The following is a 25617-nucleotide window of genomic DNA, read 5'->3' on the forward strand; positions in this document are numbered from 1 at the left end:
CCTCCCAGCCCGGACGGCCCGCCCCCTCCTCCAGCCCGCGCGAGCGTCGTGTCTCGCAGCGGATCGGCGCGATCGCCGAGTCCGCGACGCTCAAGGTGGACGCGAAGGCCAAGGCGCTCAAGGCCGAGGGCCGACCGGTGATCGGGTTCGGCGCGGGCGAGCCGGACTTCCCGACGCCGGACTACATCGTCGAGGCCGCGGTCGAGGCGTGCCGCGACCCGCGCAACCACCGCTACACCCCGGCCGGCGGCCTGCCGGAGCTGAAGAAGGCGATCGCCGAGAAGACCCGCCGCGACAGCGGCTACGAGGTCGACCCGGCGCAGGTGCTGGTGACCAACGGCGGCAAGCAGGCGATCTACGAGGCCTTCGCCGCGATGCTCGACCCGGGCGACGAGGTCATCGTGCCCGCGCCGTACTGGACCACCTACCCCGAGTCGATCCAGCTGGCCGGCGGCGTGCCGGTGGAGGTGCTGGCCGACGAGACCCAGGACTACAAGGTCACCGTCGAGCAGCTCGAGGCCGCGCGCACCGAGCGCACCAAGGTGCTGCTGTTCGTCTCCCCCTCCAACCCCACCGGCGCGGTCTACACCGCCGACGAGATCCGCGCGATCGGCGCCTGGGTCGAGGAGCACGGGCTGTGGGTGCTGACCGACGAGATCTACGAGCACCTCGTGTACGACGCCGCCGACGGCACCCGCACCGAGACCGGCTCGCTGCCGGTCCTCTGCCCCGAGCTCGCCGAGCACACCGTCGTCGTCAACGGCGTCGCGAAGACCTACGCGATGACCGGCTGGCGCGTGGGCTGGATCATCGGCCCGAAGGACATCATCAAGGCGGCCGGGAACCTCCAGTCGCACGCGACCTCCAACGTCGCCAACGTCTCCCAGCGCGCCGCGCTCGCCGCGATCGAGGGCGACCTGTCGGCGGTCGACGAGATGAAGCGGGCCTTCGACCGCCGCCGGCAGACCATCGTGTCGATGCTCAACGAGATCGACGGCGTGCTGTGCCCGGTGCCGACCGGTGCGTTCTACGCCTACCCGTCGGTCAAGGGCCTGCTCGGCAAGGACTACGACGGCAAGCGCATCGACAGCTCGGTCGACCTCGCGGAGTACATCCTGGAGAAGGCCGAGGTCGCGGTCGTGCCGGGCGAGGCCTTCGGCTCGCCGGGCTACCTCCGGCTGTCCTACGCGTTGGGCGACGACGACCTGGTCGAGGGCGTCTCGCGGCTTCAGAAGCTCTTCGGTTGACCGCTCCCGCCGAGCGGCCCACCGGTCGCCCGGCCGCCCCGCGCGACGTCCGCGCGCTGCCCAAGGCGCACCTGCACCTGCACTTCACCGGCTCGATGCGGCATGCGACGCTGCTCGAGCTGGCCGAGCGGGACGGGATCCGGCTGCCCGACCAGCTGGTCTCGGAGTGGCCGCCGCAGCTGAGCGCGGCCGACGAGAAGGGCTGGTTCCGCTTCCAACGGCTCTACGACGTGGCCCGGTCGGTGCTGCGGACCGAGGGCGACGTGCGCCGCCTCGTGCGCGAGGCGGCCGAGGACGACGTGGCCGACGGCGGCCGGTGGCTGGAGATCCAGGTCGACCCGAGCGGGTACGCCGCGCGGTTCGGCGGCGTCACGGCCTTCACCGACCTGGTGCTCGACGCCGTCGCGGAGGCCGCCCGTGCCACGGGCCTGGGCATCGCGCTGGTCGTGGCCGCCAACCGCACCCGCCACCCGCTCGACGCGCGGACGCTGGCCCGCCTCGCCGCGCAGTACGCCGGCCGCGGCGTCGTCGGCTTCGGGCTCTCCAACGACGAGCGGCGCGGCCGCACCGAGGACTTCGCCCGGGCGTTCTCCATCGCCGAGCGGGCCGGCCTGGCACTGGTGCCGCACGGCGGCGAGCTGCGCGGCCCCGAGCACGTCCGGGTCTGCCTGGACGAGCTCCACGCCGACCGGCTCGGCCACGGCGTGCGCTCCGCGGAGGACCCCGCCGTGCTCGAGCGGGTCGTGGCCTCCGGCGTCGCGCTGGAGGTGTGCCCGGTCTCCAACGTGGCGCTCGGCGTCTACTCCGACCTCACGTCCGTCCCCCTGCCGGCGCTCCTCGAGGCCGGCGCGACCGTTGCGCTCGGCGCGGACGACCCGCTGCTGTTCGGCTCCCGCCTCGCAGGCCAGTACGCCACGATGCGCGCCGCCCACGACCTGCCCGACGAGACGCTGGCCGAGCTGGCGCGGATGTCGTTCCGGGCCTCCCGCGCGCCCTCGGACGTGGTCGCGGCCGGGCTGGCCGGGATCGACGCCTGGCTGGTCGGGCAGTCCGGGCAGTCCGGGCAGTCCGGGCAGTCCGGGCAGTCCGGGCAGTCCGGGCAGTCCGGGCAGTCCGGGCAGTCCGGGTAGGGCCGACCGGCTAGAGCTCGCAGCCGACGAGGACCGGCTCGTTCACCAACCGGATGCCGTACGCCGCCTGGACACCGTCCCGCACCTCGCGGGCCAGCGCCAGCAGCTCCTCGGTGGTGGCGTCGCCGCGGTTGGTGAGCGCGAGCGCGTGCTTGGTCGACAGCGACACCCGCCCGGCGGCGTACCCCTTGCCGAAGCCGGCGTGGTCGATCAGCCAGGCGGCCGAGGTCTTGACCAGCCCGTCCCCCGCGGGCCAGGCGGGCGCGCCCTCGGGGACCTGCTCGGCCGGGACGATCGGGTTGGTGAAGAACGAGCCGGCGCTCCAGGTGTCGGGGTCGGCGTCGTCGAGGACCATCCCCTTGCCGCGGCGCAGCGCCAGCACGGCCTCGCGGACCTCGCGCAGCGGCGCGCGCTGACCGAGGTCGACGCCGAGCGCGCGGGCCAGCTCGGCGTACTGCACCGGAGCGCCGAGCGTGCCCTGGCGCAGCTGGAAGGTGACCGACAGGACGACGTGCCGGCCGGGGTCGGCCTTGAACCGGGAGTGCCGGTAGGCGAAGTGGCAGTCGGCGTTGGCGAAGGTCCGCACGCCCTTGAGCACGCGGTCCCAGACGCGGACCGACGCGATGGTCTGGGAGACCTCCTGGCCGTAGGCGCCGACGTTCTGCACCGGGGTGGCACCGACCGACCCGGGGATGCCGGAGAGCGCCTCGACGCCGACCCAGCCGCGCTCGGCGGCGACCTCGACGAGGTGGTCCCACGACTCCCCCGCGGCGACCGTGACGAGCACGCCGCCGCAGGACGGGTCGTCGTCCTCGGTGTCGGCGGCGATGCCGGTGGTCGCGATCTTGACGACGCGGCCCGCGAAGCCGTCGTCGGCGACGACGAGGTTGCTGCCGCCGCCCAGGACGAGCACCGGACCGTCGGCGTCGAGCGCGGCGACCAGCTCCTCCTCGGTCGTCGCGACGACGAGCTCGCCGGCCGGGCCGCCGAGCCGGAGCGTGGTGTGGTCGCGCAGCAGGGCGGAGGCCCCGGGAGCGGGCTCAGGCACGGACGACGGCCTTCGGCATCCCGAGCACCTTCTGCCCGCTGCTGGTGACGGTCAGCTTGATCGTGGCCAGGCCGTCCTCGACCGAGGCGACCGTGCCGGCGACCTCGACCTCGACGCCGGTGTCGTCGTCGGGGACGACGACCGGCGCGGTGAACTTCGCGCCGAGCTCGACGACCTCGGCGTCGCCGGTCCAGGTGGCGACGGCCCGGGCGGCCAGCGCGAGGGTGTACATCCCGTGGGCGATGACGCCGGGGAGGCCGACCTCGGTGGCGACCCGGTCGGACCAGTGGATTGGGTTCAGGTCGCCGGACGCGCCGGCGTACCGCACCAGGTCCGAGCGGCGCACGACGTACCGCTGGGTGACGAGCTCGGCGCCGACCTCGAGGTTCGTCCCGGCGCTCATGCCGCGCCCCGGTGGACCAGGGTGGCACTGGTGGCGCACACCAGCGCGCCGTCGACGTCGCGGACCTCGCTGGTCGTGCCGATGACGTCGTTGCCGCCGATCGAGCGGACGCTCGCGACGGTCAGCGCCGCGGTCAGCACGTCGCCGACGCGCAACGGCCGCTCGTAGCGGAACTTCTGGTCGCCGTGGACGATCCGCGCCAGCTCGACGCCCTCGGCCTCGAGGAACGCGTTCATCGCCTCGAAGGCCAGCACGATGGGGAACGTCGGCGGGACCGGCCCGCCGTCCCAGTCGGCGCCGGTCGTGGCAGCGAGCTCGCGGACCTTGGCCTCGGAGACCGTGTAGGGCCGCGTGGGCGGGTACGTCCTGCCCACCAGTGAGGCGTCGACCGGCATGCCGCCGACCCTAACCGGTCGTGGGAACGCCTAGCCGAGCGGGACGAGCGAGACCGCGACCAGCGGCCGGTCCCCCGGCCCGATCTCGCCGACCGGGGCGAGGGCGGGCCCGAGCGTGGTGACCAGGCCGCCCTGGACGCCCGCCTGCGGGGCCGGCAGGACGCGCAGCTCGCAGACCCGTTGCAGGACGGCGGTCGGCCGGCCGCGGTCCACGCAGCGCCCCTCCGTCTCGAGCTCGACCCGCTCGCCGGTCGGTCCGACGACGCGCAGGAAGGCCGTCAGCATCCCGTTCACCTCGAAGTTCGCGACACAGCTGACCAGGAGCCCGACACGTCGACCGGTCCCCGACGGCACGACGCCGGTGCGCCCGCGCGTCGTCACCCGGTGCAGCGCGGTCTCGTGGGGCGAGCCGGCGCACCGCGAGGGCGGCGGGTCGGCGATCCGGCGCCCGCGGGCGAGGACGTACGCCGCCCGCGGACCCAGCGTCTCGCCGGCCACCGTCCCGGGGACCGGCGGGGACGCCGGCGCCGGGCGCGGCTCGACGTCCGCCCGTGTCTCGACGTACGCCGTCCACAGCGAGCCGGAGGGCTGGAGCGGCGTGCCGACCGGGTTGAGGATCGTGTTGGTCGCCAACGCGCCGCGGACGACCCCGGTGCGGCGGTCGCGCAGCACCGTCAGCCGGCAGGCGAGGTGGGCGTTGCCCGGCTGGGCCAGCGTCGGCGCCAGGGCGCACCAGCCCGTGGCCTCCACCCGCCCGACGGTGGGCAGGCGCAGCCGTGCGTACGCCGAGCCGCCGGCGCTCTGCTCGGCCGGCACGGACATCGGGTCGGGGAGCTGCACGCACAGGTAGCCGGTGCCGACCCGTCGGCGCGTCTCGTCGACGACGCGGCCGTCCTGCTCGCTCGTGGCGACGCTGAACAGGCGGGCGTCGAGCTCCGTCGGGACCACCGCGCCACGGGCGCCGGCGTGCTCCCGGCACGCCGCGCTGTCCGCCGGCCGGGGAGAGCGGTCGACCTCGAGGGTGCGGAAGGCGAACGAGCGACCGACGACGTCACCCGACCCGACCGACTGCGGGTCGGCCGCGACCGGGGGTGCGAGCGCGCCCGCGGGCAGCAACAGGGCCAGCAGCAGGGCCGGAACGACGCGGCGTCGACGTGTGACCATGCCCACACAACGACCCGGCCCCGCCCGCGGTTACCGCCGACCGGCCGCACAACGACGAACGACCCGCCCGGAGGTCCGGACGGGTCGTGCGTGGAGTGCGGGGTGCCGCGTGCCTTCAGCGGGTCTCGCGGTGCGCCTGGTGGCAGCGGCAGCGGGGGCAGAACTTCGCCAGCTCGAGCCGGTCGGGGTCGTTGCGGCGGTTCTTCTTCGTGATGTAGTTGCGCTCCTTGCACTCGACACAGGCGAGCGTGATCTTGGGGCGAACGTCGGAGCTCTTGGAGGCCACGGGAAGTCCTTCTGGGTCGGGGTGCTGCAGTGCTGCGCGGTGCTGAACTGCGGATCAGCGGTGGTTCTTCGAGTAGCGGGGGCGGGACTCGAACCCGCGACACCACGATTATGAGCCGTGTGCTCTAACCACCTGAGCTACCCCGCCACCGGGACAGGGCTGCGCCGACCAGGTTACCGGCCGACGCAATCCGCTTCCCAGAGCCCCTTTACGGAATCGAACCGTAGACCTTCTCCTTACCATGGAGACGCTCTGCCGACTGAGCTAAAGGGGCAACGACGGAGAACCATACAGACGACTCCGGGCACCACAAAATCGGGCGTCAGGCGGGGCTCGGAGCGTCGATCCGGGCGAACGGAGCGGCCTGCTCCACCTCGAGCGCGAGCTCCAGGAGGAGCGCCTCGCGACCCGCTCCGGCGCCCAGCATCATCCCCTGCGGCAGGCCGTCCGCGGCGGTCGCGACCGGCAGGGAGACGGCCGGCTCGCCGGTGACGTTCTGCCACGGCGTGAAGGCCACCCAGTCGAGGATCCGGGCCATCGCCTGGTCGTAGCCGGGGGTCGGGTCGAGGTGCCCGACCAGCGGGGTCGTCGTGGCCAGCGTCGGGCTCAGCACGACGTCGTACCGCTCGTGGAAGTCAGCACCGTGCGCCGCCGTCCGGCGCAGCCGCCGGACCGCGCCGGGCAGGCGGTGCAGGTTGCGGGTCGCGAGCCGGTCGAGCCCGCGGGTGAGCGGGTCGCACCGCTCGACGTCCCAGCTGCGGCCGTGCGCGAGCCGGCCGGTGCGGACGATCGCGGTCGCGAGGGTGCCCCAGTAGAGCAGGAAGTCGTCCGCGAACGACGGGGGCGCCGGCGACCCCGCCTCCTCGACGGCGTGGCCGAGCCCCGCGAGCAGGTCGGCGGTGCGCCGCGTGAGCGCCGCGACCTCGGGGCTCGCGGTGCGGCCGGCGTTCTCGGTGACGACCGCGACGCGCAGGCGACGCCGCCCGGGTCGGGTGACGTCGCCGACCGGCGGCAGGTGCAGCGCCCGGTAGACGCGCTCGGCCTCGCGCAGGAAGACGGCGGTGTCGCGCACCGAGCGGGTGACGACGCCGTCGGCGACGATCCGCAACGGCATCGAGCGGTGCATCGCGTCCTGCGCGAGCCGCCCGCGGGTCGGCTTGAGGCCGACGAGGCCGCAGGCGGCGGCCGGGATGCGGATCGAGCCGCCGCCGTCGTTCGCGTGGGCGATGGGGACCGCGCCGGCGGCGACGAGCGCGGCGGACCCGGCCGACGAGGCGCCGGCGGTGCGGTCGGTCGACCAGGGGTTGCGCACGGGTCCCTGGCGGGGGTGCTCGGCGGCCGGGGAGAAGCCGAACTCCGAGAGCCGGGTCTTGCCGAGCGGCACCAGACCGGTGGCGAGGTACATCCGCGCCAGGTCGCCGTCGCGGCGCGCAGGGCGGGACACGAACGCGTCGGCGCCGTGCTGGGTGGGCATCCCGGCGACGTCGACGTTGTCCTTGACGAAGGTCGGGACGCCGGCGAACCACCCGCCGCGGGGGTCGCGGGCCTCGGCGCGCGCCCGGTCGAAGGCCCGGTGCGCGACGGCCCCGAGGGCCGGGTCGACCGCCTCGACGCGCGCGATGGCGGCCTCGACCACCTCGCGGGTGCCGACCGCCCCCGAGCGCAGGGCGTCGACGAGCCCGACGGCGTCGTGGTCGGCGAGGGCGTCGTCGCGGAAGGCGTGGACCCGGGTCACGAGCGACAACCTCCCACACGGGCGCGACCGCGGGCAGGGCTACAGCAGGACCGCCAGGAGCAGTGGCAGGAGGAGGCTCGTCGCCAGCGCCGTCAGGCCCATGGAGAGCCCGGCGAAGGCACCCTCGGTCTCGTCCTCGGCCAACGCGCGGGAGGCCCCGATGCCGTGGGAGACGCCGCCCAGGGCCAGGCCGCGCGCCCGGCGGTCGGTGACCCGGGCGAGGGTCAGCACGGCCGGCCCCGCGACCGCGCCGAGGATGCCGACGCAGATCGCCAGCGCGGCGGTCAGCGACGGGATGCCGCCGGCGGTCTCCGACAGCTGGATCGAGACCGGCGTCGTGGCGGCCTTCGGGCTGAGCGTGCGCACGAGCTCCTCCCCCGCGCCGGTCCACCGCGCCAGCAGCACCACCGAGCAGACCGAGACGACGACGCCCAACGGCACCGCCACCAGCATGGGGACCACGAAGCCCTTCAGCCGCGCCGCCTGCCGGTGCAGCGGCACGGCGAGCGCGACGGTCGCCGCGCCGAGCCAGAACGACAGCACCTGCACGCCGTCGGCGTACGTCGCCGCGTCGACGTCCAGCGCGAGGATCGTGCCGCCGGTCAGGACGATCGCGACCAGCACCGGCTGGGCCAGGGCGTGCCCGCGGCTGGCGTCGCGCACCGACAGCCCGATCCGGTAGCTCACCAGCGTCAGCGCCATCAGGAAGACCGGCGACTCGACCACGTCCCTCACGCCGCGCGCTCCCCGCGCTCGAGCAGCCGGGTCGTCCAGCCGATCGCGACGATGCCCAGCAGCCAGGAGCCGGCCACGGCGAGCACGATCGGCAGGGCTTCGTCGCGGATCGCGCCGAGGTAGGCGACGACCCCCACGCCGGCCGGCACGAACAGCAGCTGGAGGTGCCGCAGCAACCCGTCGGCGGCCCGCACGGCGGGGTCCCGGTCGGTGTCGTGGCCGCGCCGGCGGCGTACCTCCAGGGCGAGGAGGAGCACCACCATCCCCACGACCGGGCCGGGCAGGGGCACGTCGGTCAGGCGGACCAGCACCTCCCCGACGAGCTGGCACACGACCAGCCAGGTGAGTCCGACGACGAGTCCTCCAGGCACCCGCGCATCCTGCCGGTCAGGTGCCCCGGCGGTGACATCCGACCAGGTGCGGGTCGAAGATCCCGATGGCCTCCATGAGCGCGTGCATGGTCGTGGGGCCGACGAAGACGAACCCGCGCCGCTTGAGCTCCTTCGACATCGCCACCGAGCCCGGCGAGGTCGTGGCGACCTCCTCGGTGGTCGCCGGCGCGGGCGGCTCGTCGGGCGCGAAGGACAGCAGCAGCGCCTCGAGGCCCTCCTGCTCGCGGAGGGCGACGGTCGCCTGCGCGTTGGTGATCGCCGCGTCGATCTTGAGCCGGTTGCGCACGATGCCGGCGTCGGCCATCAGCCGGGCGCGGTCCGCGTCGTCGTACGCCGCCACGGCGTCGGCGTCGAAGCCCGCGAAGGCCGTGCGGAACGCCTCGCGCTTGCGCAGGATCGTCGCCCACGACAGGCCGGACTGGAACGCCTCGAGCGTCAGCCGCTCGAGGTACGCCGCCTCGCCGCTGACCCGGCGGCCCCACTCGACGTCGTGGTAGTCCCGCATCAGCCCGGGCCCGCCCGCCCACGGACAGCGCGGGACGCCGTCCTCGCCGACGACCGGGCCGGTCATCCGCGGGCGCGCAGCCGGGCGTTGGGCAGCGGTGGCGCCGGGATCGGCGCGAGCGGCTGGCCCGGCACGACACCGAACCGACCGGGCCGGACGTCCGCGCCGGTCGGCACCACCCGCTGGAGGGCCGCGGGCCGCTCGGCCAGCCCGCCGGCGGCATCGGGATGCGTCTCCGGGCACTCGGTGTCGTCGTCGGCGGCGACCACCTGCGCCTGCCACGCCTCGCGGGCGGCCACGACCTCCTCGTGGGTCGAGCCGAGGAAGTTCCACCACATGACGACCTGCTCGCCGAACGGCGGCCCGCCGATGAGCAGCAGGCGGGCGGGCTCGTCGCCGGCGACGAGGACCAGGCGGTCGCGGCCCGGCGCGACGTACCCGAGCTCGTCCCGGCCCAGCGTCTGGTCGAGGGGCTGGTCGAGCGGCTGGTCGCCGCCCTCCCCGTCGAGGGCGACCGTGCCGGCGTCGACGAGCACGCCGTGCTCGTGCGCGGGGTCGACCTCGAGCTCCACGCGGGCGCCGGGCTGGAGCAGCAGCTCGGCGCCCAGCAGCGGGGTGTGCGTCGCGACCGGCGAGGTGACCCCGAGCAGCGAGCCGAGGAAGACCCGCGCCTCGAGCCCGTCGCGGACCACGGGGTCCGGCGCGTGGTGCACGAAACCGGGGTCGACGTCGCGGGAGCCGGACGGCAGCGCGACCCAGAGCTGGGCACCGTGCAGCACCGTCGTCGTGGCCGGCGAGACCTCGGAGTGGCTGATGCCGCGGCCGGCGGTCATCAGGTTGAGCTCGCCGGGCCGGACCGTCGCGACGTTGCCGGCGCTGTCGCGGTGCTCGACCTCCCCCGTGAACAGCCAGCTGACGGTCTGCAGGCCGATGTGCGGGTGCGGCGCGACCACCATGCCGCCGGTCTCCGCCACGTCGTCGGGACCGTAGTGGTCCAGGAAGCACCACGCGCCGATCAGCGTCCGTTGGCGCTGCGGCAGGGTGCGGCGCACGGTCATCGCGCGCGGCCCGCCGAGCGGCACCTCACGCGGGGTCAGCACCTCGAGGTCGGTCATCCCGCCATGGTGCCCGACGCCACCGACAGCGGCCGCCGGCTCAGATCCGCCGGCCCGCCCAGGACCAGGCGTAGTCGGGGTCCTCGCAGGCCAGGCCACCCTCGCCGAGCTCGAGCGGCGCGAAGGTGTCGACCATGACCGCGGACTCCTCGAACCGCTCGACGCCGAGCGAGGCCTCGATCGCCGACGGCTGGGGGCCGTGCGCGTGCCCGCCCGGGTGGAGGGAGATCGAACCCAGCCCGATGCCCGAGCCCTTGCGCGCCTCGTAGTCCCCGGCGACGTAGAACATGACCTCGTCGCTGTCGACGTTGGAGTGGTAGTAGGGCACCGGCACGGCCAGCGGGTGGTAGTCGACCTTGCGCGGCAGGAAGTTGCACACCACGAACCGGGGCCCCTCGAAGACCTGGTGGACCGGCGGCGGCTGGTGGACCTTGCCGGTGATCGGCATGAAGTCCTCGATGTTGAACGTGTAGGGGTAGAGGCAGCCGTCCCACCCGACCACGTCGAAGGGGTGCGTGTCGTGGACGAGCCGGGTGCCGACGATCCCGGCGGAGGTGCGGTGCTTGACCAGCACCTCGACGTCGGCGCCCTCCACGAGGAGCGGCTCGGTGGGCGCGTGCAGGTCGCGCTCGCAGTACGGCGCGTGCTCGAGCAGCTGCCCGTAGCGCGAGAGGTAGCGCTTGGGCGGCGCGACGTGGCCGTTCGCCTCGATGCAGTAGAGCCGGCTCGGCTCGGCCGGCACCCAGCGGTGGGTCGTCGCGCGCGGGAGCAGGACGTAGTCGCCGGCGCGGTAGGGCACCACGCCGAAGACGGTCTCCACCACGCCGCTGCCCGCCTCGACGAAGACGCACTCGTCGCCGATCGCGTCGCGGTAGTACGCCGACGGCTCCGTGCCGGTCACGACGTAGGAGATCCGGACGTCGGCGTTGCCGAGCACGAGCCGCCGGTCGACGACCGCGTCCGCGCCGGTCCCGAGCTCGTGGAGCCGCAGGTGCCGTGGCGCGAGCGGGTGGTTGGGCGCGGTCCGCTGGTCCGCGGGCTCCCAGACCTCCGACGCCACGATCGCGGACGGGACGCCGCGGTGGTAGAGCAGCGAGGAGTCCGAGCTGAACCCCTCCTCGCCCATCAGCTCCTCGAACCGCAGCCGGCCCTCGGGGTCGCGGTGCTGGGTGTGGCGGGTGCGGGGGACGTCCCCCACCGAGCGGTAGTACGCCATCGCCGCCTCCGGGCGTTCGTTCCGATAACCGGACACTGTCGTCCGCTATACAGGCCGAGGTTATCGTGGCGCTCGTGACGAGGGAACACTTCTGGACCGGGCTCGTCGACGACGCGGCCACGTTCCCGCCCGGCGACGCCGACCTCGCCTCCGCCGTCCAGGCGTACGCCGAGCGGTCGGGCGACGAGGCGGCGCTGGTCGGCGCGTTCGTGGTGCGCGACACCGACCTGCCCGCACTGCCCGCCGGCTTCGCCGGACCGGTCTCGGTGGTGGTGACCGGTGGCGCCGGCCAGCTCGCCGGCCCGGCCGCGCTGTGCGCCAGGCGGGGGTTGTCGCTCGCCGGGATCGACGTGGCCCTGCGCGACCTCGACGACCTGGCCGGCAACGCCCGGCGGGTGGTCGCGGCCGTCGACGCGGCCCGCGCCGAGGGCGTGCTCGAGGAGGAGGTGCCCGTCCACGTCGAGCTGCCGCAGTCGGAGGCGACGTACGCCTGGCTGTCGGCGGCGGACGAGGTCGCGGCCGCCGAGCTCCGGATCAAGCTCCGCACCGGCGGCGTCGAGCCGCACCAGCACCCGCCCGCTCCGCTCCTCGCGTCGTGGATCGACGCCGCGCTGGACCGCGAGACGCCGTTCCGGTGCACCGCCGGGCTGCACCGCGCCCGCCGCCACACCGCCGACGACGGCGCCGAGCGGCACGGCTTCGTCAACGTCCTGGCGGCCACCCGCCGCGCCTTCGACGGCGCGAGCGCCGCGGAGGTCGTCGCCACGCTCGAGGACCGCGCGCTCGAGGCCGACCCCGCCGAGCTCCTGGGCGCCCGCCGGTGGTTCACGTCGTTCGGCTCCTGCAGCATCGACGAGCCGATGGCCGACATCCGCGCACTCGGGGTACATGGCCCGTCGTGAGCACCGGATTCGACCTCGACCACCTTCCCTACGGCGTCTTCTCCGTCGCCGGCGACCGGCGGCGCGTCGGCGTGCGGCACGGCGACACGGTCCTCGACCTCGCCGCCGCGACCGGGCGCCCCGAGCTGGCGACGCCGTCGCTGAACGCCTTCATGGCGCTCGGCCCCGAGGTGTGGCGCCAGACCCGCGAGGAGGCCCGCGCGCTGCTCGAGGGCGGCGCGGAGACGATCCCGCTCGCCGAGGTCGAGCTGCACCTGCCGTTCGAGGTCGCCGACTACGTCGACTTCTACGCCTCCGAGCACCACGCCACGAACGTCGGCCGGATCCTGCGCCCGGACTCCGCGCCGCTCCTCCCGAACTGGAAGCACCTGCCCGTCGGCTACCACGGCCGAGCCGGCACGGTGGTCCCGAGCGGAACGCCGGTCGTCCGGCCGACCGGCCAGCGGCCCGGCCCGGACGGGCCGACCTGGGGGCCGACCCGCCGGCTCGACGTCGAGGCGGAGCTGGGCTTCGTGGTGGGCGCACCGTCCTCGATCGGCGACCCGGTGCCGTACTCCGCGTTCGCCGAGCACGTCTTCGGCGTCGTCGGTCTCAACGACTGGTCCGCGCGCGACGTGCAGGCCTGGGAGTACGTGCCGCTCGGGCCGTTCCTCGGCAAGTCGTTCTCGACGTCGATCTCGCACTGGGTCACCCCGGTCGCGGCCCTCGACGCCGCGTGGTGCGACCTGCCGACGCAGGACCCCGAGCCGCTGCCCTACCTCGGCCCCGGACAGGTCCGCGGTCTCGACATCGAGGTCGAGGTCGAGCTCGATGGCGAGGTGGTCAGCCGGCCGCCGTACCGCACGACGTACTGGTCCCCCGCGCAGATGCTCGCCCACCTCACCTCCAACGGCGCGTCCGTGCGGACCGGCGACCTCTTCGCCTCCGGCACGATCAGCGGGCCCGAGCCGGACCAGCGCGGGTCGTTCCTCGAGCTGTGGGAGGGCGAGCGGTTCCTCGAGGACGGCTCGGACGTCGTCCTGCGCTACTCCGCGCCCGGCGTCGACGGCGGACGGATCACCCTCGGCGACGTGCGTGGGCGGATCGAGCCGGCGCGCGCCGCGCTGGTCTAGGTTGCCGGCATGGGTCTGCTCACCCCGCTCGCCGTGCGGATCGGCGCGATCTCGTGGATGCCCAGGCTGCTGCCCCAGGTCGTCTGGGTCGACAAGCGGCTGCAGTCGGCCAGCCGCGGTCGCGTCAGCATCCTCGACATCGCCGGGCTGCCGAACCTCACCCTGACCGTGCCCGGCCGCAAGTCCGGCGTGCCCCGCAGCACGCCGCTGCTGTGCGTCCCGCACGACGGCGGTTGGCTCGTCGCGGGCTCCTACTTCGGGGACCCGAAGATGCCGATGTGGGTGCGCAACCTGCGCGCCACGGACCCCGAGGGCGACGCGGTCACCGCGGCCATGGGCGGTCGCACGCACACCGTCCGCTGGCGCGAGCTGCAGGGCGCGGACCGCTCGACGGCCTGGCAGGTGATGCTGCGCACCTGGCCGAACTACGCGACGTACGAGGAGCGCACCGACCGGACCATCCCGGTGTTCCACCTGCGTCCGGCCCCGTAGCCCCGGCCTCGTAGCCTCGGTCCCCGTGGCCCACCCCGTCCAGCTCGGACAGCACCCCGACCCCACCCACACGATCGCCCACCTGAGCGACCCGCACCTGCTCGCCGACGGCGCGCGGCAGTACGGCGTGGTCGACCCCGAGGCCGGCCTCCGGACGGCGCTCGACCGGCTGACCCGGCTGCCGCACACCCCTGACGCGCTCGTCTTCACCGGCGACCTCGCCGACGTCGCCGAGCCGGCGGCGTACGTCCGGCTCCGCGAGCTGGTCGAGCCGGCCGCCGAGGCGATGGGCGCGCAGGTGGTGTGGGTGATGGGCAACCACGACGACCGCTCGGCGTACTCCCGCCTGCTCTTCGACGAGGAGTCCGACGCCCCGCAGGACCGGACGTACGACGTGAGCGGGCTGCGCGTGGTCGCGCTCGACACCAGCGTCCCCGGCTACCACCACGGCGAGATCAGCGACGACCAGCTGCACTGGCTCGCGGGCGTCCTGGCCGAGCCGGCCCCGCACGGCACGCTGCTCGCGCTGCACCACCCGCCCATCCCGGTGCCGATGCTCCGCGCGGCCGAGATCATCGAGCTGGCCGACCAGCACCGGCTCGCCGAGGTGGTCGCCGGCACCGACGTCCGGTCGATCCTCGGCGGCCACTTCCACTTCTCGACCTACTCCACCTTCGCCGGAGTCCCGGTCTCGGTGGCCTCGGCGAGCTGCTACACCTCCGACCCGGCGCCGCTGGACCGGTTCGTCTCCGGCGTCGACGGTCACCAGGCGCTGACGATGGTCCACGTGTACGGCGACCGCGTCGTGCAGACCGTCGTCCCGCTCACCGACGCCCCGGAGGTCAGCGGCGTCCAGTCGACCGTCACCGCCCAGCTCGAGGCGCTCACCGGCGAGGAGCGCCGCGAGCTGCTCAGCCGGAAGGACTCCGCGTTCAACCGCGGCGAGCTCGCCGACGAGCTCGGCAGCTGGTAGCCGAGCCCGCCGTCGGGTCCTGGTCGCGCGTCGGTCAGGGCGTGGTCGGGGCGACGTAGTCCGAGGAGTCGCCGGTGATCACGACGTAGAACCGCTTGCGGCTGGTGGTCGTGGTGACCGAGCCGTCGCTGTTGCGGGGGCTGACGACGAACGAGGTGTTGTTCTGGGCCGCGGCCGGCGCGCAGTTGGTGGGGATGCCGGTGGCGCCGGCGAAGCTGCACAGGCTGGCGCTGATCTCGCCGGAGAACTCCGGGTTCGCGTCCGCGCCGGGGGCCCGGCCACTGGTGACGGCGTCGCCGTTCTGGTCGACGGTGTTCTGCAGCGCGACCGTGGCGAGGATGCCGTTGTCGGAGAGGTCCTCGTTCGCGTCGATGTAGACGTTGCCGTTGGCGCGCAGCGAGTTGTCGGGGCTGCCGGCCGGTGCGGTGTTGGCGAGCGTGGGGTACGCCGCCACGACCTCGAAGCCGCCCGACTGCGCGACGATCGCACCGGTCGCGTCGACCAGCAGCCAGCGGCCCGTGCCGTCGGCACCCGCCGGGCCCGCGGGCCCGGCGGGACCGGCGGGGCCGGCCTCGCCGGCGGGCAGCTGGCCGTCCTTGAAGTCCTTCGCCTTCAGCGAGCCGTCGGTGATCTTCGCGCTGCCGATCGAGTCGCGCGCGATGTCCTGTCCGGTGAGCGAGCCGTTGCGGACGTCCGCACCGGTGATGGTCATCGCGGCGTACGACGTGCCGCTGGTCGCGACGACCAGGGCCGCGACCGAGATGTAGAAGGAGGGGGTGGGTCGACGCATGGGGAGCACCTTTTCGTGAGGCAGGCCACACCGGCCCGCGTGCCCTGCGTTCGGAGCGGCGCCCCTCGGCGGATGGGTCCAGCGCCCACGCAGTCCTGCCCACAAATGACTCGACGCCCCGGGCCGCAGGGCCAGGGGCGTCGGTGGCAGGTGAAGGATTCGAACCTTCGAAGGCAAAGCCGACGGATTTACAGTCCGCTCCCATTGGCCGCTCGGGCAACCTGCCGGGGTGTCGTCCGGAGGCGATTGGCTCCCGGTGACGACGAGGAGAAACAATAGCGCAGCGCACCGTCACGCAGAAAACGTCCGGGAGGGACACATGGCCGACTCGTCGTTCGACATCGTCAGCAAGATCGATCGCCAGGAGGTCGACAACGCACTGGGGCAGACCGCGCGCGAGATCGCGACCCGGTTCGACTTCAAGGGCACCGGCGCCAGCATCGAGTGGTCGGGCGAGCAGGTCATCGAGATCAGCGCCTCGGCCGACGACCGCGCCAGCGCGGTGCTCGACGTGTTCAAGGGCAAGCTCGTCAAGCGCGACGTCTCGCTGAAGGTGCTCGACGCCTCCGAGCCGCGCCAGTCCGGGCAGGTCTCGAAGATCACCGTCACGCTCAAGGAGGGCATCACCTCCGAGGACGCCAAGAAGATCTCCAAGCTCATCCGCGACGAGGGCCCCAAGGGCGTCAAGGCGCAGATCCAGGGCGACGAGCTGCGGGTCTCCTCCAAGAAGCGCGACGACCTGCAGGCCGTCATCTCGCTGGTCAAGCAGCAGGACTACGACTTCGCGGTGCAGTTCACCAACTACCGCTGAGCCGCACCCGGGCGCGGCGCCGCCTGCCGTCGTACGACGGCGGGTGGACGCCCGCTCGAGCCGGGTGCACGGCTCGAGCGGACGCCCGGTTCGGGGGTCACCCCGCGACCGCCTCCTCCGCGGGGCGGGCGGGGCGGGAGCCGGCGACGGCGGTGGCGCCGTCGGCCGGGGTCAGCCAGACGGCGGCGCCGGGCTCGAGCCGGAGCGCGCGGGCGTGCGTGCGGGTCATGACGACGGTCGCGAGAGCATCCTGGCCGGCGACGTCGACCGTCACCCGCACCTCGAAGCCGACCCGCAGCGCCCGCGTCACCGTGCCCGGGAGGGACCCGGAGCCGGGGACCGTGGCGACCTCCACGTCGTGCGGTCGCAGGCGCACCCCGCCGAGCGTGGTGACCTCGCCGAGGAAGCCCATGACGAAGTCGTTGGCGGGCTCGTCGTAGAGCTGGTCGGGGCTGCCGACCTGCTCGACCCGGCCCTCGTTGACGACGACGATCTCGTCGGCGACCTCGAGGGCCTCCTCCTGGTCGTGGGTGACGAAGACGGTGGTCACGTGGACCTCGTCGTGGAGGCGGCGCAGCCAGTCGCGCAGCTCCTTGCGGACCTTCGCGTCGAGCGCGCCGAACGGCTCGTCGAGCAGCAGCACGCTCGGCTCGATCGCCAGCGCCCGGGCCAGCGCCATCCGCTGGCGCTGGCCGCCGGACAGCTGCGAGGGCAACCGGTCGGCGAACGCATCGAGGTGCACCAGCTGGAGCAGCTCGTCGACCTTCGCCCTGATCTCCGCCTTCGGCTTCTTGCGGATCTCCAGGCCGAAGGCGACGTTGCGCGCGACCGAGAGGTGCTTGAACGCCGCGTAGTGCTGGAACACGAAGCCGACGTTGCGCTTCTGCACCGGCAGCCGGGTGGCCTCGACGCCCTCGATGACGACCGAGCCGGAGTCGGCGGTCTCGAGGCCGGCGATGATCCGCAGCAGGGTGGTCTTCCCGCCGCCGCTCGGCCCGAGGAGGGCGGTGAGCTGGCCGGTGGGGAGCGTGAGGTTGATGTCCTGGAGGGCGACGAAGTCGCCGTAGCGCTTGTTGACGCCTGACACGTCGATGCTCATGACTGCCTCTCGAAGGCTCGGTGACGGGTCCCGCGTGCGCGCAGCACGAAGACCACGAGGATGGCGAGGACGGAGACGCTGGCGAGGAGGAACGCGACGGCGTACGCCCCCTCCTGGTCGAAGTTGAGGTACTTCTCCTCGACCGCCAGGGTCGCCGTCCGGGTCTCGCCCAGGACGTTGCCCGACACGACCTTGACCGCGCCGAACTCGCCCAGGGAGCGGGCGAGCGTCAGCACGACGCCGTAGATGACCGCCCACTTGATGCTCGGGAGGGTGATCCGCCAGAAGGTCTGCCAGCCGCTCGCGCCGAGGCTCTGGGCGGCCTGCTCCTGCTCGGTGCCGAGCTCGTGCAGCACCGGCACGACCTCGCGGATCACCAGCGGCAGCGAGACGAACGCGGTGGCGAGCACGATGCCAGGCGTCGCGAAGACGACCTGCAGCCCCCATCCCTCGATCGTCGGCCCGAGCCAGCCGTTGCGACCGCCGTAGACCAGCATCAGCGCGAGGCCGACGACGATCGGGGAGACGGAGAGCGGCAGGTCGATGAGCGCGCTCAGCACCCGCTTCCCGGGGAACTGCTTGCGCACGAGCAGCATCGAGATGGTCACGCCGAAGACGGTGTTGACCGCCGTCGCCACGACCGCGGCCACGGCCGAGAGCCGGAGCGCGTGCACCATGTCGGGGTCGGAGAAGACCTCGGTGATCGCCGTGGTGCCGTTCTCGAAGGTGTTGGTCCCCACGAGGACGACCGGCCACGCGACGAGCAGCACGAGGTAGGCGATGACGAAGGCCCGCAGGACGTACGTCGCCGGGCCGGCCGTGACGCGTCGGGTCTCAGCCACGGCGGGCCACCCGTCGCTGGAGCACGTCGAGCGCGACGATCACGAGCAGCGAGATCACCAGCAGCACCGCCGCGATGGACGTGGCAGCCGCGCGGTTGTCGTTCTCGATCGCGCTGAGGATCCGCACCGAGGTGACCTCGGACTCGAACGGCAGGTTGCCCGAGAGCAGCACCAGCGAGCCGTACTCCCCCACGGCCCGGGCGAAGGACAGCGCAGCACCGGCGGCGATCGCCGGGGCCAGGCTCGGCAGCACGACGCGGCGGAAGATCGTGGCGCGGCTCGCGCCCAGCGAGGCTGCGGCCTCCTCCACCTCCAGGTCGAGCTCCTCAAGCACCGGCTGGACCATGCGGACGACGAACGGCAGCGTCACGAAGAGGAACGCCAGGTAGATCGACCACTCCGTGTTGGCCAGGTGGAGACCGAGCGGGCTGTCGTTGCCGTAGAGCGAGACCAGGACGAGGCCTGCCACGATCGTGGGCAGCGCGAACGGGATGTCGATGACCAGCTCGAGCAGTCCCTTGCCGGGGAACCTGTCGCGCACCAGCACCCATGCGATGGCGGTGCCGGTGACGATGTTGGCGAGCGTGACCGCGGCGGCGGCCGTGACGGTGAGCCGGATGGCGGCCGCCGTCTGCTCGTTGGTGATGCTCCGCCAGAACTCGCCCCAGCCTCCCGACGACGCCGTCACCATGACGGCGGTCAGGGGGATCAGGACGAGCAGGCTGAACCAGAGCATGGAGACGCCGAGGCCGATCCCGGACGCCGTGGTGAGGTCGTGGTTGACAAGGCTCGGCCGGGAACGAGCCGGCCGACCCTCGAGCGCGACAGTCATTGCACCCTGTCCTGTCGTCTCGTCGTGGCTACGAGCTGGCCTTGCCGGACTTGGCGATGGCCTCGGTGACGATGCCGAGCGGGTTGCCGTCCTCGCCGTCGCCGAAGAGCTTGTCGGCGACCGCGGACCAGTCGCCCCCGCCGAAGTTGCCCTCGAGGGTCAGCAGGTTCGCCACCGCCGGGAACGGGTCGGCGGGGTCCGGCGCGCCCTCGATGTCGGCGGGCTCGAGACCGACCGCGTCCCAGTCGACGGTGCCGGGCTCGGCGGTGTTGACGGGGCGGAAGCCGGTGAGGGCGAACTGTCGCTGGCCCTCCTCGCTCAGCACGAAGTCGAGCCAGTCCTGGGCGACCGGGGGCGCGTCCTCCAGGATCGCCCCGGCGTTCTCGATGAGCAGGGTGGTCTCGGGGATGACGTACTCGAAGCCCTCGCCGTTCTGCGCGGCCAGGATCGCCTCGTTCTCGTAGGCGAGCAGCACGTCGCCGTTGCCCTGGAGGAAGCTCGTCGTGGCGTCCCGACCGGAGTTGGTCAGCGACACGACGTTCGCGAAGAGCTTGTCGACGAACGCCGTGGCCTCCTCCTCCGTGCCGCCGTTCTCGGTCACGTGGCCCCACGCGGCGAGCGCGTTCCAGCGGGCGGCGCCGGAGGAGGCCGGGTTCGCGGTGACGATTCCCACCCCGGGCTCCACCAGGTCGTCCCAGCCCTGGATGTCCTTCGGGTTGCCCTCGCGGACGCCGAGGACCACCACGGAGGTCGACACGATGCCCTTGTTCTCGCCCTGGTCCCACGCCGGGTCGACCAGGTCGGCCTCGACCAGGCGGTCGACGTCGGTGGCGACCGAGAAGTGGACGTAGTCGGCGTCCAGGCCGTCGGCGACCGCGCGGCTCTGGTCGCCCGAGGGGCCGTACGACGTCTTGAACTCCACGCCGTCGCCCGCCTCGGTGTCCGCGAACTCCTCGGCGATCGCCTTGTTCGCCGCCTCGGGGACCGCGAAGCCCACGATGCTGATCGTCTCGCTGTCGGAACCCTCGGCGTCCCCGCCGCACGCGGAGAGGCCCAAGGCCAGCACCCCCGCGGCGACTCCCGCCACGGCAACCTTGATCTTCATGTCCGTCTCGACTTTCGTCCGTCCCGACCGAAGTCAGGTCCATTGCGTATGTCGATGAGGTTAGGGCACTTAGCCGACAAACGGTGGCAGGGGTGGTGTGTCCGGACTCACTGGTCTGGTCCGCATCCAGGCGCGAGACGACTTCGGATGCGCCCGCGCGGTCTCTATCGTGGAGAGGTCGGATCGTCGCGCCCCGGAACTGGAACGTGTTCCAGTCCTGTTCGTTGAGCCCTACGATCGACTCCACCTACGGACGCACGGCGTCCGAATACACGCAGCAAGCAAGGGAAGTGGGCGCGAGGTGTCCAGCCAGGTACAGAAGCAGGTCAAGCAGCTCGACCGCGTGATCATCCGGTTCGCCGGTGACTCCGGCGACGGCATGCAGCTGACCGGTGACCGGTTCACCCAGGAGTCGGCGGTGTTCGGCAACGACCTGGTCACGCTGCCGAACTTCCCGGCCGAGATCCGGGCCCCTCAGGGCACGCTGCCGGGCGTCTCGTCGTTCCAGGTGCACTTCGCCGACCACGACATCCTCACCGCGGGCGACGCGCCCGACGTGCTGGTCGCGATGAACCCGGCCGCCCTGAAGGCCAACATCGGCGACCTTCCCAAGGGCGCGACGATCATCGTCGACACCCACGACTTCTCGGCGCGCAACCTGACCAAGGCCGGGTACGACGCCAACCCGCTCGACTTCCTGGGTGACGCCGGGTCCGAGCTCGGCGAGTTCGCCGTGCACCCGGTCGACCTGACCGGCATGACCGTCGAGGCGGTCAAGGAGTTCGGCCTGTCCCGCAAGGACGCCGCCCGCGCGAAGAACATGTTCGCCCTCGGCCTGCTGTCGTGGATGTACGGCCGCCCGACCGAGTCGACGACGGCGTTCCTCACCAAGCGCTTCGCGAAGGTCCCGGCCATCCGCGACGCCAACATCACGGCGTTCAAGGCCGGCTGGAACTTCGGCGAGACCACCGAGGCCTTCGCGGTCTCCTACGAGATCAAGCCGGCGCCGGTCTCCCCGGGCACCTACCGCAACATCTCCGGCAACCTCGCGCTGGCCTACGGCCTGGTCGCGGCGGGCGTGCAGTCGGGCCTGCCGGTCTTCCTCGGGTCCTACCCGATCACCCCGGCCTCCGACATCCTCCACGAGCTCAGCAAGCACAAGGCCTTCGGCGTCACGACGTTCCAGGCCGAGGACGAGATCGCCGGCGTCGGCGCGGCGATCGGCGCCTCCTTCGCCGGCCACCTCGGCGTGACGACCACCTCCGGCCCCGGCATCGCGCTGAAGTCCGAGGCGATCGGCCTCGCGGTGATGACCGAGCTGCCGCTGCTCGTCGTCGACGTGCAGCGCGGCGGGCCCTCGACCGGCCTGCCGACCAAGACCGAGCAGGCGGACCTGCTGCAGGCGATGTTCGGCCGCAACGGCGAGGCGCCGGTCCCGATCGTCGCCCCCCAGTCCCCCGGCGACTGCTTCGACGCCGCCATCGAGGCCGCCCGGATCGCGATCACCTACCGCACGCCGGTGATGCTGCTCTCCGACGGCTACCTCGCCAACGGCTCCGAGCCGTGGCGCATCCCCGAGACCGCCGACCTCCCGGTCATCGAGCCGAACTTCGCCACCGAGCGCAACCACGTCCTCAAGCCCGAGAAGGTGCTCGAGGACGGCACGGTCCAGCCCGAGGAGAAGGACTTCTGGCCCTACCTCCGCGACGAGGAGACGCTGGCCCGCCCCTGGGCGGTGCCCGGCACCCCCGGCCTCGAGCACCGCATCGGCGGGCTCGAGAAGGGCGAGGGCCACGGCAACATCTCCTACGACCCCGGCAACCACGACTTCATGGTCCGCACCCGGCAGGCCAAGGTGGACCGGATCGCCGAGTCCCTGCCGCCGCTCGAGGTCGACGACCCCTCGGGCCGCGCCAAGGTGCTCGTGCTCGGCTGGGGCTCGACCTACGGCCCGATCGGCGCCGGCGTACGCCGGGTCCGTCGCGCCGGCTACGACGTCGCGCAGGTCCACCTGCGCCACCTCAACCCGTTCCCGAAGGACCTCGGGGACATCCTCAAGCGCTACGACAAGGTGCTCGTGCCCGAGATGAACCTCGGCCAGCTCTCGATGCTGCTGCGCGCGAAGTACCTCGTCGACGCCATCGGCTACAACCACGTCCGCGGCCTGCCGCTGAAGGCGGCCGAGCTGGCCGAGGCGATCGGCAACCTCGTGGCCGACGCCGAGGGGATCACCGTGGACCTGACCACCTCGACCGTGGAGGAGATCTCCTGATGACCGCCCTGTCCGGCACCGACCTCCCCACCCCGGGCCTGCGCTCGGGCACCGAGCTGGTGCCCCCGCTGCCCGAGGGCTCCGCGCCCCAGACCGGCAAGGACTTCTCCTCCGACCAGGAGGTCCGCTGGTGCCCCGGCTGCGGCGACTACGCCGTGCTCAAGGCCGTCCAGGGCTTCCTGCCCGACCTCGGACTGCGGCGGGAGAACATCGTGTTCGTCTCGGGCATCGGCTGCTCCAGCCGGTTCCCGTACTACCTCGACACCTACGGCATGCACTCGATCCACGGCCGCGCGCCGTCGATCGCGACCGGCATCGCCACCGCCCGCGAGGACCTCTCGGTCTGGGTCGTCACCGGTGACGGCGACGCGCTGTCCATCGGCGGCAACCACCTGATCCACGCGCTGCGCCGCAACGTCAACATGACGATCCTGCTGTTCAACAACCGGATCTACGGCCTCACCAAGGGGCAGTACTCCCCCACCTCCGAGCCGGGCAAGATCACCAAGTCCACCCCGATGGGCTCGGTCGACCACCCGTTCAACCCGGTCTCGCTCGCGCTCGGCGCCGAGGCGTCGTTCGTCGCCCGGACGATCGACTCCGACCGCAAGCACCTCACCTCGGTGCTCTCCGCGGCGGCCGCCCACCGCGGCACGTCGCTGGTGGAGATCTACCAGAACTGCCCGATCTTCAACGACGGTGCGTTCGACGCGATCAAGGGCCAGGGCGACTACAAGGACGGCAAGGCCGACGCGATCATCCCGCTCGTCCACGGCGAGCAGGTCCGCTTCGGCGCCCCCGGCGAGGACGGCCGCGGCTCCAAGGTCGTCGTCCGCGACCCCGCCAACGGCGCGGTCCGCGTCGCGCTGGCCTCCGAGGTCGACGAGTCCGCCGTGCTCGTGCACGACGCGCACGACCCGGACCCGTCCACGGCGTTCGCGATCAGCCGGCTGACCGCGGCCGACTACCTGCACCAGGCGCCGATCGGCATCTTCCGGGCCGTCGAGCGTCCGACGTACGACGACCAGACCCGCACCCAGCTCGACACCGCCCGCAAGGACGCCCCCGCCGAGGCCACCGACCGGCTCGCCGCGCTCATCAGCTCCGGCGACACCTGGACGGTCGTCTGACCGAGCACGGTCCGGCAGCGCGAACAGCACGAAGGGTCCCCGCCCGAGAGCGGGGACCCTTCGTGCTTCGGCGTGCCGCCGGGAACGGCGGCGGGCCAGGGCGGACGGTCAGAGGCGGACGATGCAGAGGCTGCGCGAGAACGAGGTCTTGTACTTCTTGCTCGAGGGCGCCTTGACCTTGTAGCAGACCTTCTGCTGGCCGCGAGCGGGGCCGAAGACGCGGACGCGGAACTTGCTGTCCCCGTCGGTCTTGAACGTCGTGAAGGTCTTCCAGTTCTTCGTGCCGCCGGGCTTGCGCATCATCACGAGCTTCGAGTTCTCGTAGGTCCCGGTCTCGACGCCGCCGGTGATGAAGAACTTGTTGGGCTTCGGCTCCTTGCCCACGACCGAGATCTCCCGCTTGACCTTGTCGGCCGCGGTCGCCGGGGTCGCGAGGGCCAGCGGGGTGGCGGCCATGACGACCAGGGCGATCAGGCTGGCGACGAGGCGGTGCATGCGCATGGGGGTGGTTCCTCCAGGGGGTCGGGGACGTGACCGTCCATCTGCCCCCACGACGCTCCGGGCAAACCCCGCCCCGTATCCTTCCGTGGTGTCCGACGCGCGCCGTGGCCTCCTCCTCGGCCTGGCCGCCTACGTGATGTGGGGCGGCTTCCCGCTGTACTTCCCGCTCCTCGAGCCGGCCGGCGCCGTCGAGGTGCTCGCGCACCGGATCCTGTGGTCGGCGCTCACCATGGGCGTGCTCGTGGTGCTCCTCGGCCGGGTCCCGCACCTCCGCGCGCTGCTGCGCTCGCCGCGCACGATGCTGCTGCTCACCGCCGCGGCGATCACGATCAGCGTCAACTGGGGCACCTACATCTACGGCGTCACCAACGACCGCGTCGTGGAGTCCTCGCTCGGCTACTTCATCAACCCGCTGGTCACCGTGCTGCTCGGCGTCCTGGTGCTCGGCGAGCGGCTCCGCCCGGCCCAGTGGGCCGCGGTCGGCGTCGCCGCCACCGCCGTGGTCGTGCTGACCCTCGACTACGGCCACCCGCCGTACGTCGCGCTCGTGCTGGCCTTCTCCTTCGCCGCCTACGGACTGACCAAGAAGACCGCGAACGTCGGCGCGGTCGAGAGCCTCGCCGTCGAGACCGCCGTCGTCGCGCCGCTCGCCGCGGTGTACGTCGCGGTGCTGGTCGCCACCGGAGCGTCCGGCTTCGGGCAGCACGGCTGGGGGCACGCGCTGCTGCTGGTCAGCAGCGGCATCGTGACCGCGATCCCGCTGATCGCCTTCGGCGCCGCCGCGACCCGGATCCCGCTGGTGACCCTCGGCCTCCTGCAGTACCTCACGCCGGTCCTGCAGTTCGCCCTCGGCGTGCTGTGGTTCCACGAGGAGATGCCACCCGCCCGCTGGGCCGGCTTCGCGCTGGTCTGGGTCGCGCTCGTCATCTTCACCCTCGAGGCCAACAACCACCGCCGCCGCCAGCTCCGCCTCCTCGCCACCACCAGCACCGCCGCCTGAGGCACCCCGGCTGGGTGAGGAAGGCGCGCTGGCGCCTGTCTCGAAACCTGCCGGCCCCCGCTGGTCGAGCAGCGAGCGTCGACGAGACCCCGTGAGCCGACCGCGGCCTCGGGGATGCGTGTCCGCCTGCGGCGGGCATGGCGGTGGCTCCCGCGTCGCTCTGCGGGCGTTCCGAGGGTCGGGGTACGCCGGGTGTGGGGTCGGAGCCTGCGGCTCCCGCCGGACGGGCAGGCCCGGTCGTCGTCCGCCTCCGGCCCCGACCCGCGCGGCGTACCGGGTCCGCGGCCGTCCTCCGGCGCGGCGGCGGCCGGGAAGGGATCACCAGCGTTCACCTGCTCGTCACCGCTCGCTCCCCGCGACCTCCCCGGGTCTCCACCGGCCGTCC

The 25617-nt window shown here is 73.1% G+C and carries 27 protein-coding genes and 3 tRNA genes; 10 read left to right on the plus strand and 20 right to left on the minus strand.

The window, feature by feature from the left end:
• Positions 1-71 precede the first annotated feature (71 nt).
• Together G6553_RS18400 and G6553_RS18405 are read left to right on the plus strand one after the other, a co-directional pair.
• Positions 72-1247 carry a pyridoxal phosphate-dependent aminotransferase gene (locus tag G6553_RS18400; protein WP_347565803.1) on the plus strand — a complete coding sequence of 392 codons (1176 nt, stop codon included), beginning with the start codon at positions 72-74 and terminating at the stop codon, positions 1245-1247.
• The gene (locus G6553_RS18405; RefSeq protein ID WP_166196183.1) at positions 1244-2377 is read left to right on the plus strand and encodes an adenosine deaminase; all 1134 of its coding nucleotides are present in this window, start codon (positions 1244-1246) and stop codon (positions 2375-2377) included. The genes G6553_RS18400 and G6553_RS18405 overlap by 4 nt, the downstream gene beginning before the upstream one ends.
• Before the next feature lie 10 nt (positions 2378-2387).
• Here G6553_RS18405 and G6553_RS18410 read toward each other — a convergent pair whose 3' ends face one another.
• The 13 genes from G6553_RS18410 to G6553_RS18470 all read right to left on the minus strand — a co-directional run bounded on the left by G6553_RS18410 (position 2388) and on the right by G6553_RS18470 (position 11371).
• Positions 2388-3425: a UDP-N-acetylmuramate dehydrogenase gene (locus G6553_RS18410; RefSeq protein ID WP_166196185.1), complete on the minus strand. Its 1038-nt coding sequence runs from the start codon at positions 3423-3425 to the stop codon at positions 2388-2390.
• Positions 3418-3828 carry a MaoC/PaaZ C-terminal domain-containing protein gene (locus G6553_RS18415; RefSeq protein ID WP_166196187.1) on the minus strand — a complete coding sequence of 137 codons (411 nt, stop codon included), beginning with the start codon at positions 3826-3828 and terminating at the stop codon, positions 3418-3420. The genes G6553_RS18410 and G6553_RS18415 overlap by 8 nt, the downstream gene beginning before the upstream one ends.
• The gene (locus G6553_RS18420) at positions 3825-4223 is read right to left on the minus strand and encodes a MaoC family dehydratase N-terminal domain-containing protein (protein WP_166196189.1); all 399 of its coding nucleotides are present in this window, start codon (positions 4221-4223) and stop codon (positions 3825-3827) included. The genes G6553_RS18415 and G6553_RS18420 overlap by 4 nt, the downstream gene beginning before the upstream one ends.
• 30 nt (positions 4224-4253) lie before the next feature.
• A complete protein-coding gene (locus tag G6553_RS18425) occupies positions 4254-5387 on the minus strand; it encodes a hypothetical protein (RefSeq protein WP_166196191.1) in 1134 nt (377 codons plus the stop codon).
• A gap of 115 nt (positions 5388-5502) precedes the next feature.
• Entirely contained in the window at positions 5503-5673 is a 171-nt protein-coding gene (gene rpmG / locus G6553_RS18430; RefSeq protein WP_166196193.1) for a 50S ribosomal protein L33, read from the minus strand.
• Positions 5674-5746: 73 nt separating this feature from the next.
• Positions 5747-5820 (minus strand) — tRNA-Met (locus G6553_RS18435).
• Between the two features lie 54 nt (positions 5821-5874).
• Positions 5875-5947: transfer RNA gene (locus tag G6553_RS18440), tRNA-Thr, on the minus strand.
• Between the two features lie 48 nt (positions 5948-5995).
• Entirely contained in the window at positions 5996-7408 is a 1413-nt protein-coding gene (locus tag G6553_RS18445; RefSeq protein WP_166196195.1) for an amidase, read from the minus strand.
• 39 nt (positions 7409-7447) lie between these two features.
• A complete protein-coding gene (locus G6553_RS18450) occupies positions 7448-8143 on the minus strand; it encodes an LrgB family protein (RefSeq protein ID WP_347565801.1) in 696 nt (231 codons plus the stop codon).
• Complete coding sequence (locus G6553_RS18455; RefSeq protein WP_166196197.1) at positions 8140-8514, minus strand: CidA/LrgA family protein; 375 nt, start codon at positions 8512-8514, stop codon at positions 8140-8142. Before G6553_RS18455 ends, G6553_RS18450 begins: the two co-directional genes overlap by 4 nt.
• 16 nt (positions 8515-8530) lie before the next feature.
• A complete protein-coding gene (locus tag G6553_RS18460) occupies positions 8531-9106 on the minus strand; it encodes a DNA-3-methyladenine glycosylase I (protein WP_166196199.1) in 576 nt (191 codons plus the stop codon).
• Positions 9103-10155, minus strand: a complete 1053-nt coding sequence (locus G6553_RS18465; RefSeq protein ID WP_166196201.1) for a pirin family protein — start codon at positions 10153-10155, stop codon at positions 9103-9105. Before G6553_RS18465 ends, G6553_RS18460 begins: the two co-directional genes overlap by 4 nt.
• Before the next feature lie 40 nt (positions 10156-10195).
• Positions 10196-11371: a homogentisate 1,2-dioxygenase domain-containing protein gene (locus tag G6553_RS18470; RefSeq protein ID WP_166196230.1), complete on the minus strand. Its 1176-nt coding sequence runs from the start codon at positions 11369-11371 to the stop codon at positions 10196-10198.
• A 74-nt stretch (positions 11372-11445) separates the two neighbouring features.
• On the opposite strand from G6553_RS18470, the gene G6553_RS18475 reads away from it, so the two are divergent.
• From G6553_RS18475 to G6553_RS18490, 4 genes are read left to right on the plus strand one after another with little or no spacing between them, the layout of a single operon-like run.
• Complete coding sequence (locus G6553_RS18475; protein WP_166196203.1) at positions 11446-12273, plus strand: hypothetical protein; 828 nt, start codon at positions 11446-11448, stop codon at positions 12271-12273.
• Positions 12270-13385, plus strand: coding sequence for a fumarylacetoacetate hydrolase family protein (locus G6553_RS18480; RefSeq protein WP_166196205.1), 1116 nt, complete (start codon positions 12270-12272; stop codon positions 13383-13385). Before G6553_RS18475 ends, G6553_RS18480 begins: the two co-directional genes overlap by 4 nt.
• 9 nt (positions 13386-13394) lie before the next feature.
• Complete coding sequence (locus G6553_RS18485) at positions 13395-13877, plus strand: nitroreductase family deazaflavin-dependent oxidoreductase (RefSeq protein WP_166196207.1); 483 nt, start codon at positions 13395-13397, stop codon at positions 13875-13877.
• A gap of 25 nt (positions 13878-13902) precedes the next feature.
• On the plus strand, positions 13903-14850 hold the full coding sequence (locus G6553_RS18490; RefSeq protein WP_166196209.1) for a metallophosphoesterase: 948 nt from the start codon (positions 13903-13905) through the stop codon (positions 14848-14850).
• 34 nt (positions 14851-14884) lie between these two features.
• Here G6553_RS18490 and G6553_RS18495 read toward each other — a convergent pair whose 3' ends face one another.
• Positions 14885-15640 carry a hypothetical protein gene (locus tag G6553_RS18495; RefSeq protein WP_166196211.1) on the minus strand — a complete coding sequence of 252 codons (756 nt, stop codon included), beginning with the start codon at positions 15638-15640 and terminating at the stop codon, positions 14885-14887.
• A 144-nt stretch (positions 15641-15784) separates the two neighbouring features.
• Positions 15785-15866, minus strand: a tRNA-Tyr gene (locus G6553_RS18500).
• Between the two features lie 93 nt (positions 15867-15959).
• Between G6553_RS18500 and G6553_RS18505 the strand changes: the two genes are divergently transcribed.
• The gene (locus G6553_RS18505) at positions 15960-16451 is read left to right on the plus strand and encodes a YajQ family cyclic di-GMP-binding protein (RefSeq protein WP_166196213.1); all 492 of its coding nucleotides are present in this window, start codon (positions 15960-15962) and stop codon (positions 16449-16451) included.
• Positions 16452-16548: 97 nt separating this feature from the next.
• Here the strand turns inward: G6553_RS18505 and G6553_RS18510 are convergent, their stop codons facing one another.
• Genes G6553_RS18510 through G6553_RS18525 form a run of 4 tightly spaced genes read right to left on the minus strand, consistent with a single transcriptional unit; the run spans position 16549 to position 20329 of the window.
• A complete protein-coding gene (locus G6553_RS18510) occupies positions 16549-17550 on the minus strand; it encodes a sulfate ABC transporter ATP-binding protein (RefSeq protein ID WP_166196215.1) in 1002 nt (333 codons plus the stop codon).
• A complete protein-coding gene (locus G6553_RS18515) occupies positions 17547-18392 on the minus strand; it encodes a sulfate ABC transporter permease subunit (RefSeq protein WP_166196217.1) in 846 nt (281 codons plus the stop codon). The genes G6553_RS18510 and G6553_RS18515 overlap by 4 nt, the downstream gene beginning before the upstream one ends.
• Complete coding sequence (gene cysT / locus G6553_RS18520; protein ID WP_166196219.1) at positions 18385-19224, minus strand: sulfate ABC transporter permease subunit CysT; 840 nt, start codon at positions 19222-19224, stop codon at positions 18385-18387. The genes G6553_RS18515 and cysT overlap by 8 nt, the downstream gene beginning before the upstream one ends.
• Positions 19225-19252: 28 nt before the next feature.
• Positions 19253-20329, minus strand: coding sequence for a sulfate ABC transporter substrate-binding protein (locus G6553_RS18525; RefSeq protein ID WP_166196221.1), 1077 nt, complete (start codon positions 20327-20329; stop codon positions 19253-19255).
• Positions 20330-20630: 301 nt separating this feature from the next.
• Here G6553_RS18525 and G6553_RS18530 point away from each other — a divergent pair, with 301 nt between their 5' ends.
• Positions 20631-22601, plus strand: a complete 1971-nt coding sequence (locus G6553_RS18530; RefSeq protein ID WP_166196223.1) for a 2-oxoacid:acceptor oxidoreductase subunit alpha — start codon at positions 20631-20633, stop codon at positions 22599-22601.
• The gene (locus G6553_RS18535; RefSeq protein WP_166196225.1) at positions 22601-23731 is read left to right on the plus strand and encodes a 2-oxoacid:ferredoxin oxidoreductase subunit beta; all 1131 of its coding nucleotides are present in this window, start codon (positions 22601-22603) and stop codon (positions 23729-23731) included. The genes G6553_RS18530 and G6553_RS18535 overlap by 1 nt, the downstream gene beginning before the upstream one ends.
• Positions 23732-23839: 108 nt before the next feature.
• Here the strand turns inward: G6553_RS18535 and G6553_RS18540 are convergent, their stop codons facing one another.
• Entirely contained in the window at positions 23840-24232 is a 393-nt protein-coding gene (locus G6553_RS18540; RefSeq protein WP_166196227.1) for a hypothetical protein, read from the minus strand.
• 88 nt (positions 24233-24320) lie between these two features.
• Between G6553_RS18540 and rarD the strand changes: the two genes are divergently transcribed.
• Complete coding sequence (gene rarD, locus G6553_RS18545; RefSeq protein WP_347565802.1) at positions 24321-25232, plus strand: EamA family transporter RarD; 912 nt, start codon at positions 24321-24323, stop codon at positions 25230-25232.
• Positions 25233-25617 lie beyond the last annotated feature (385 nt).

The organism is Nocardioides sp. IC4_145 (assembly GCF_011250565.1).
In the GTDB taxonomy this organism is placed as follows: Bacteria; Actinomycetota; Actinomycetes; order Propionibacteriales; family Nocardioidaceae; genus Nocardioides.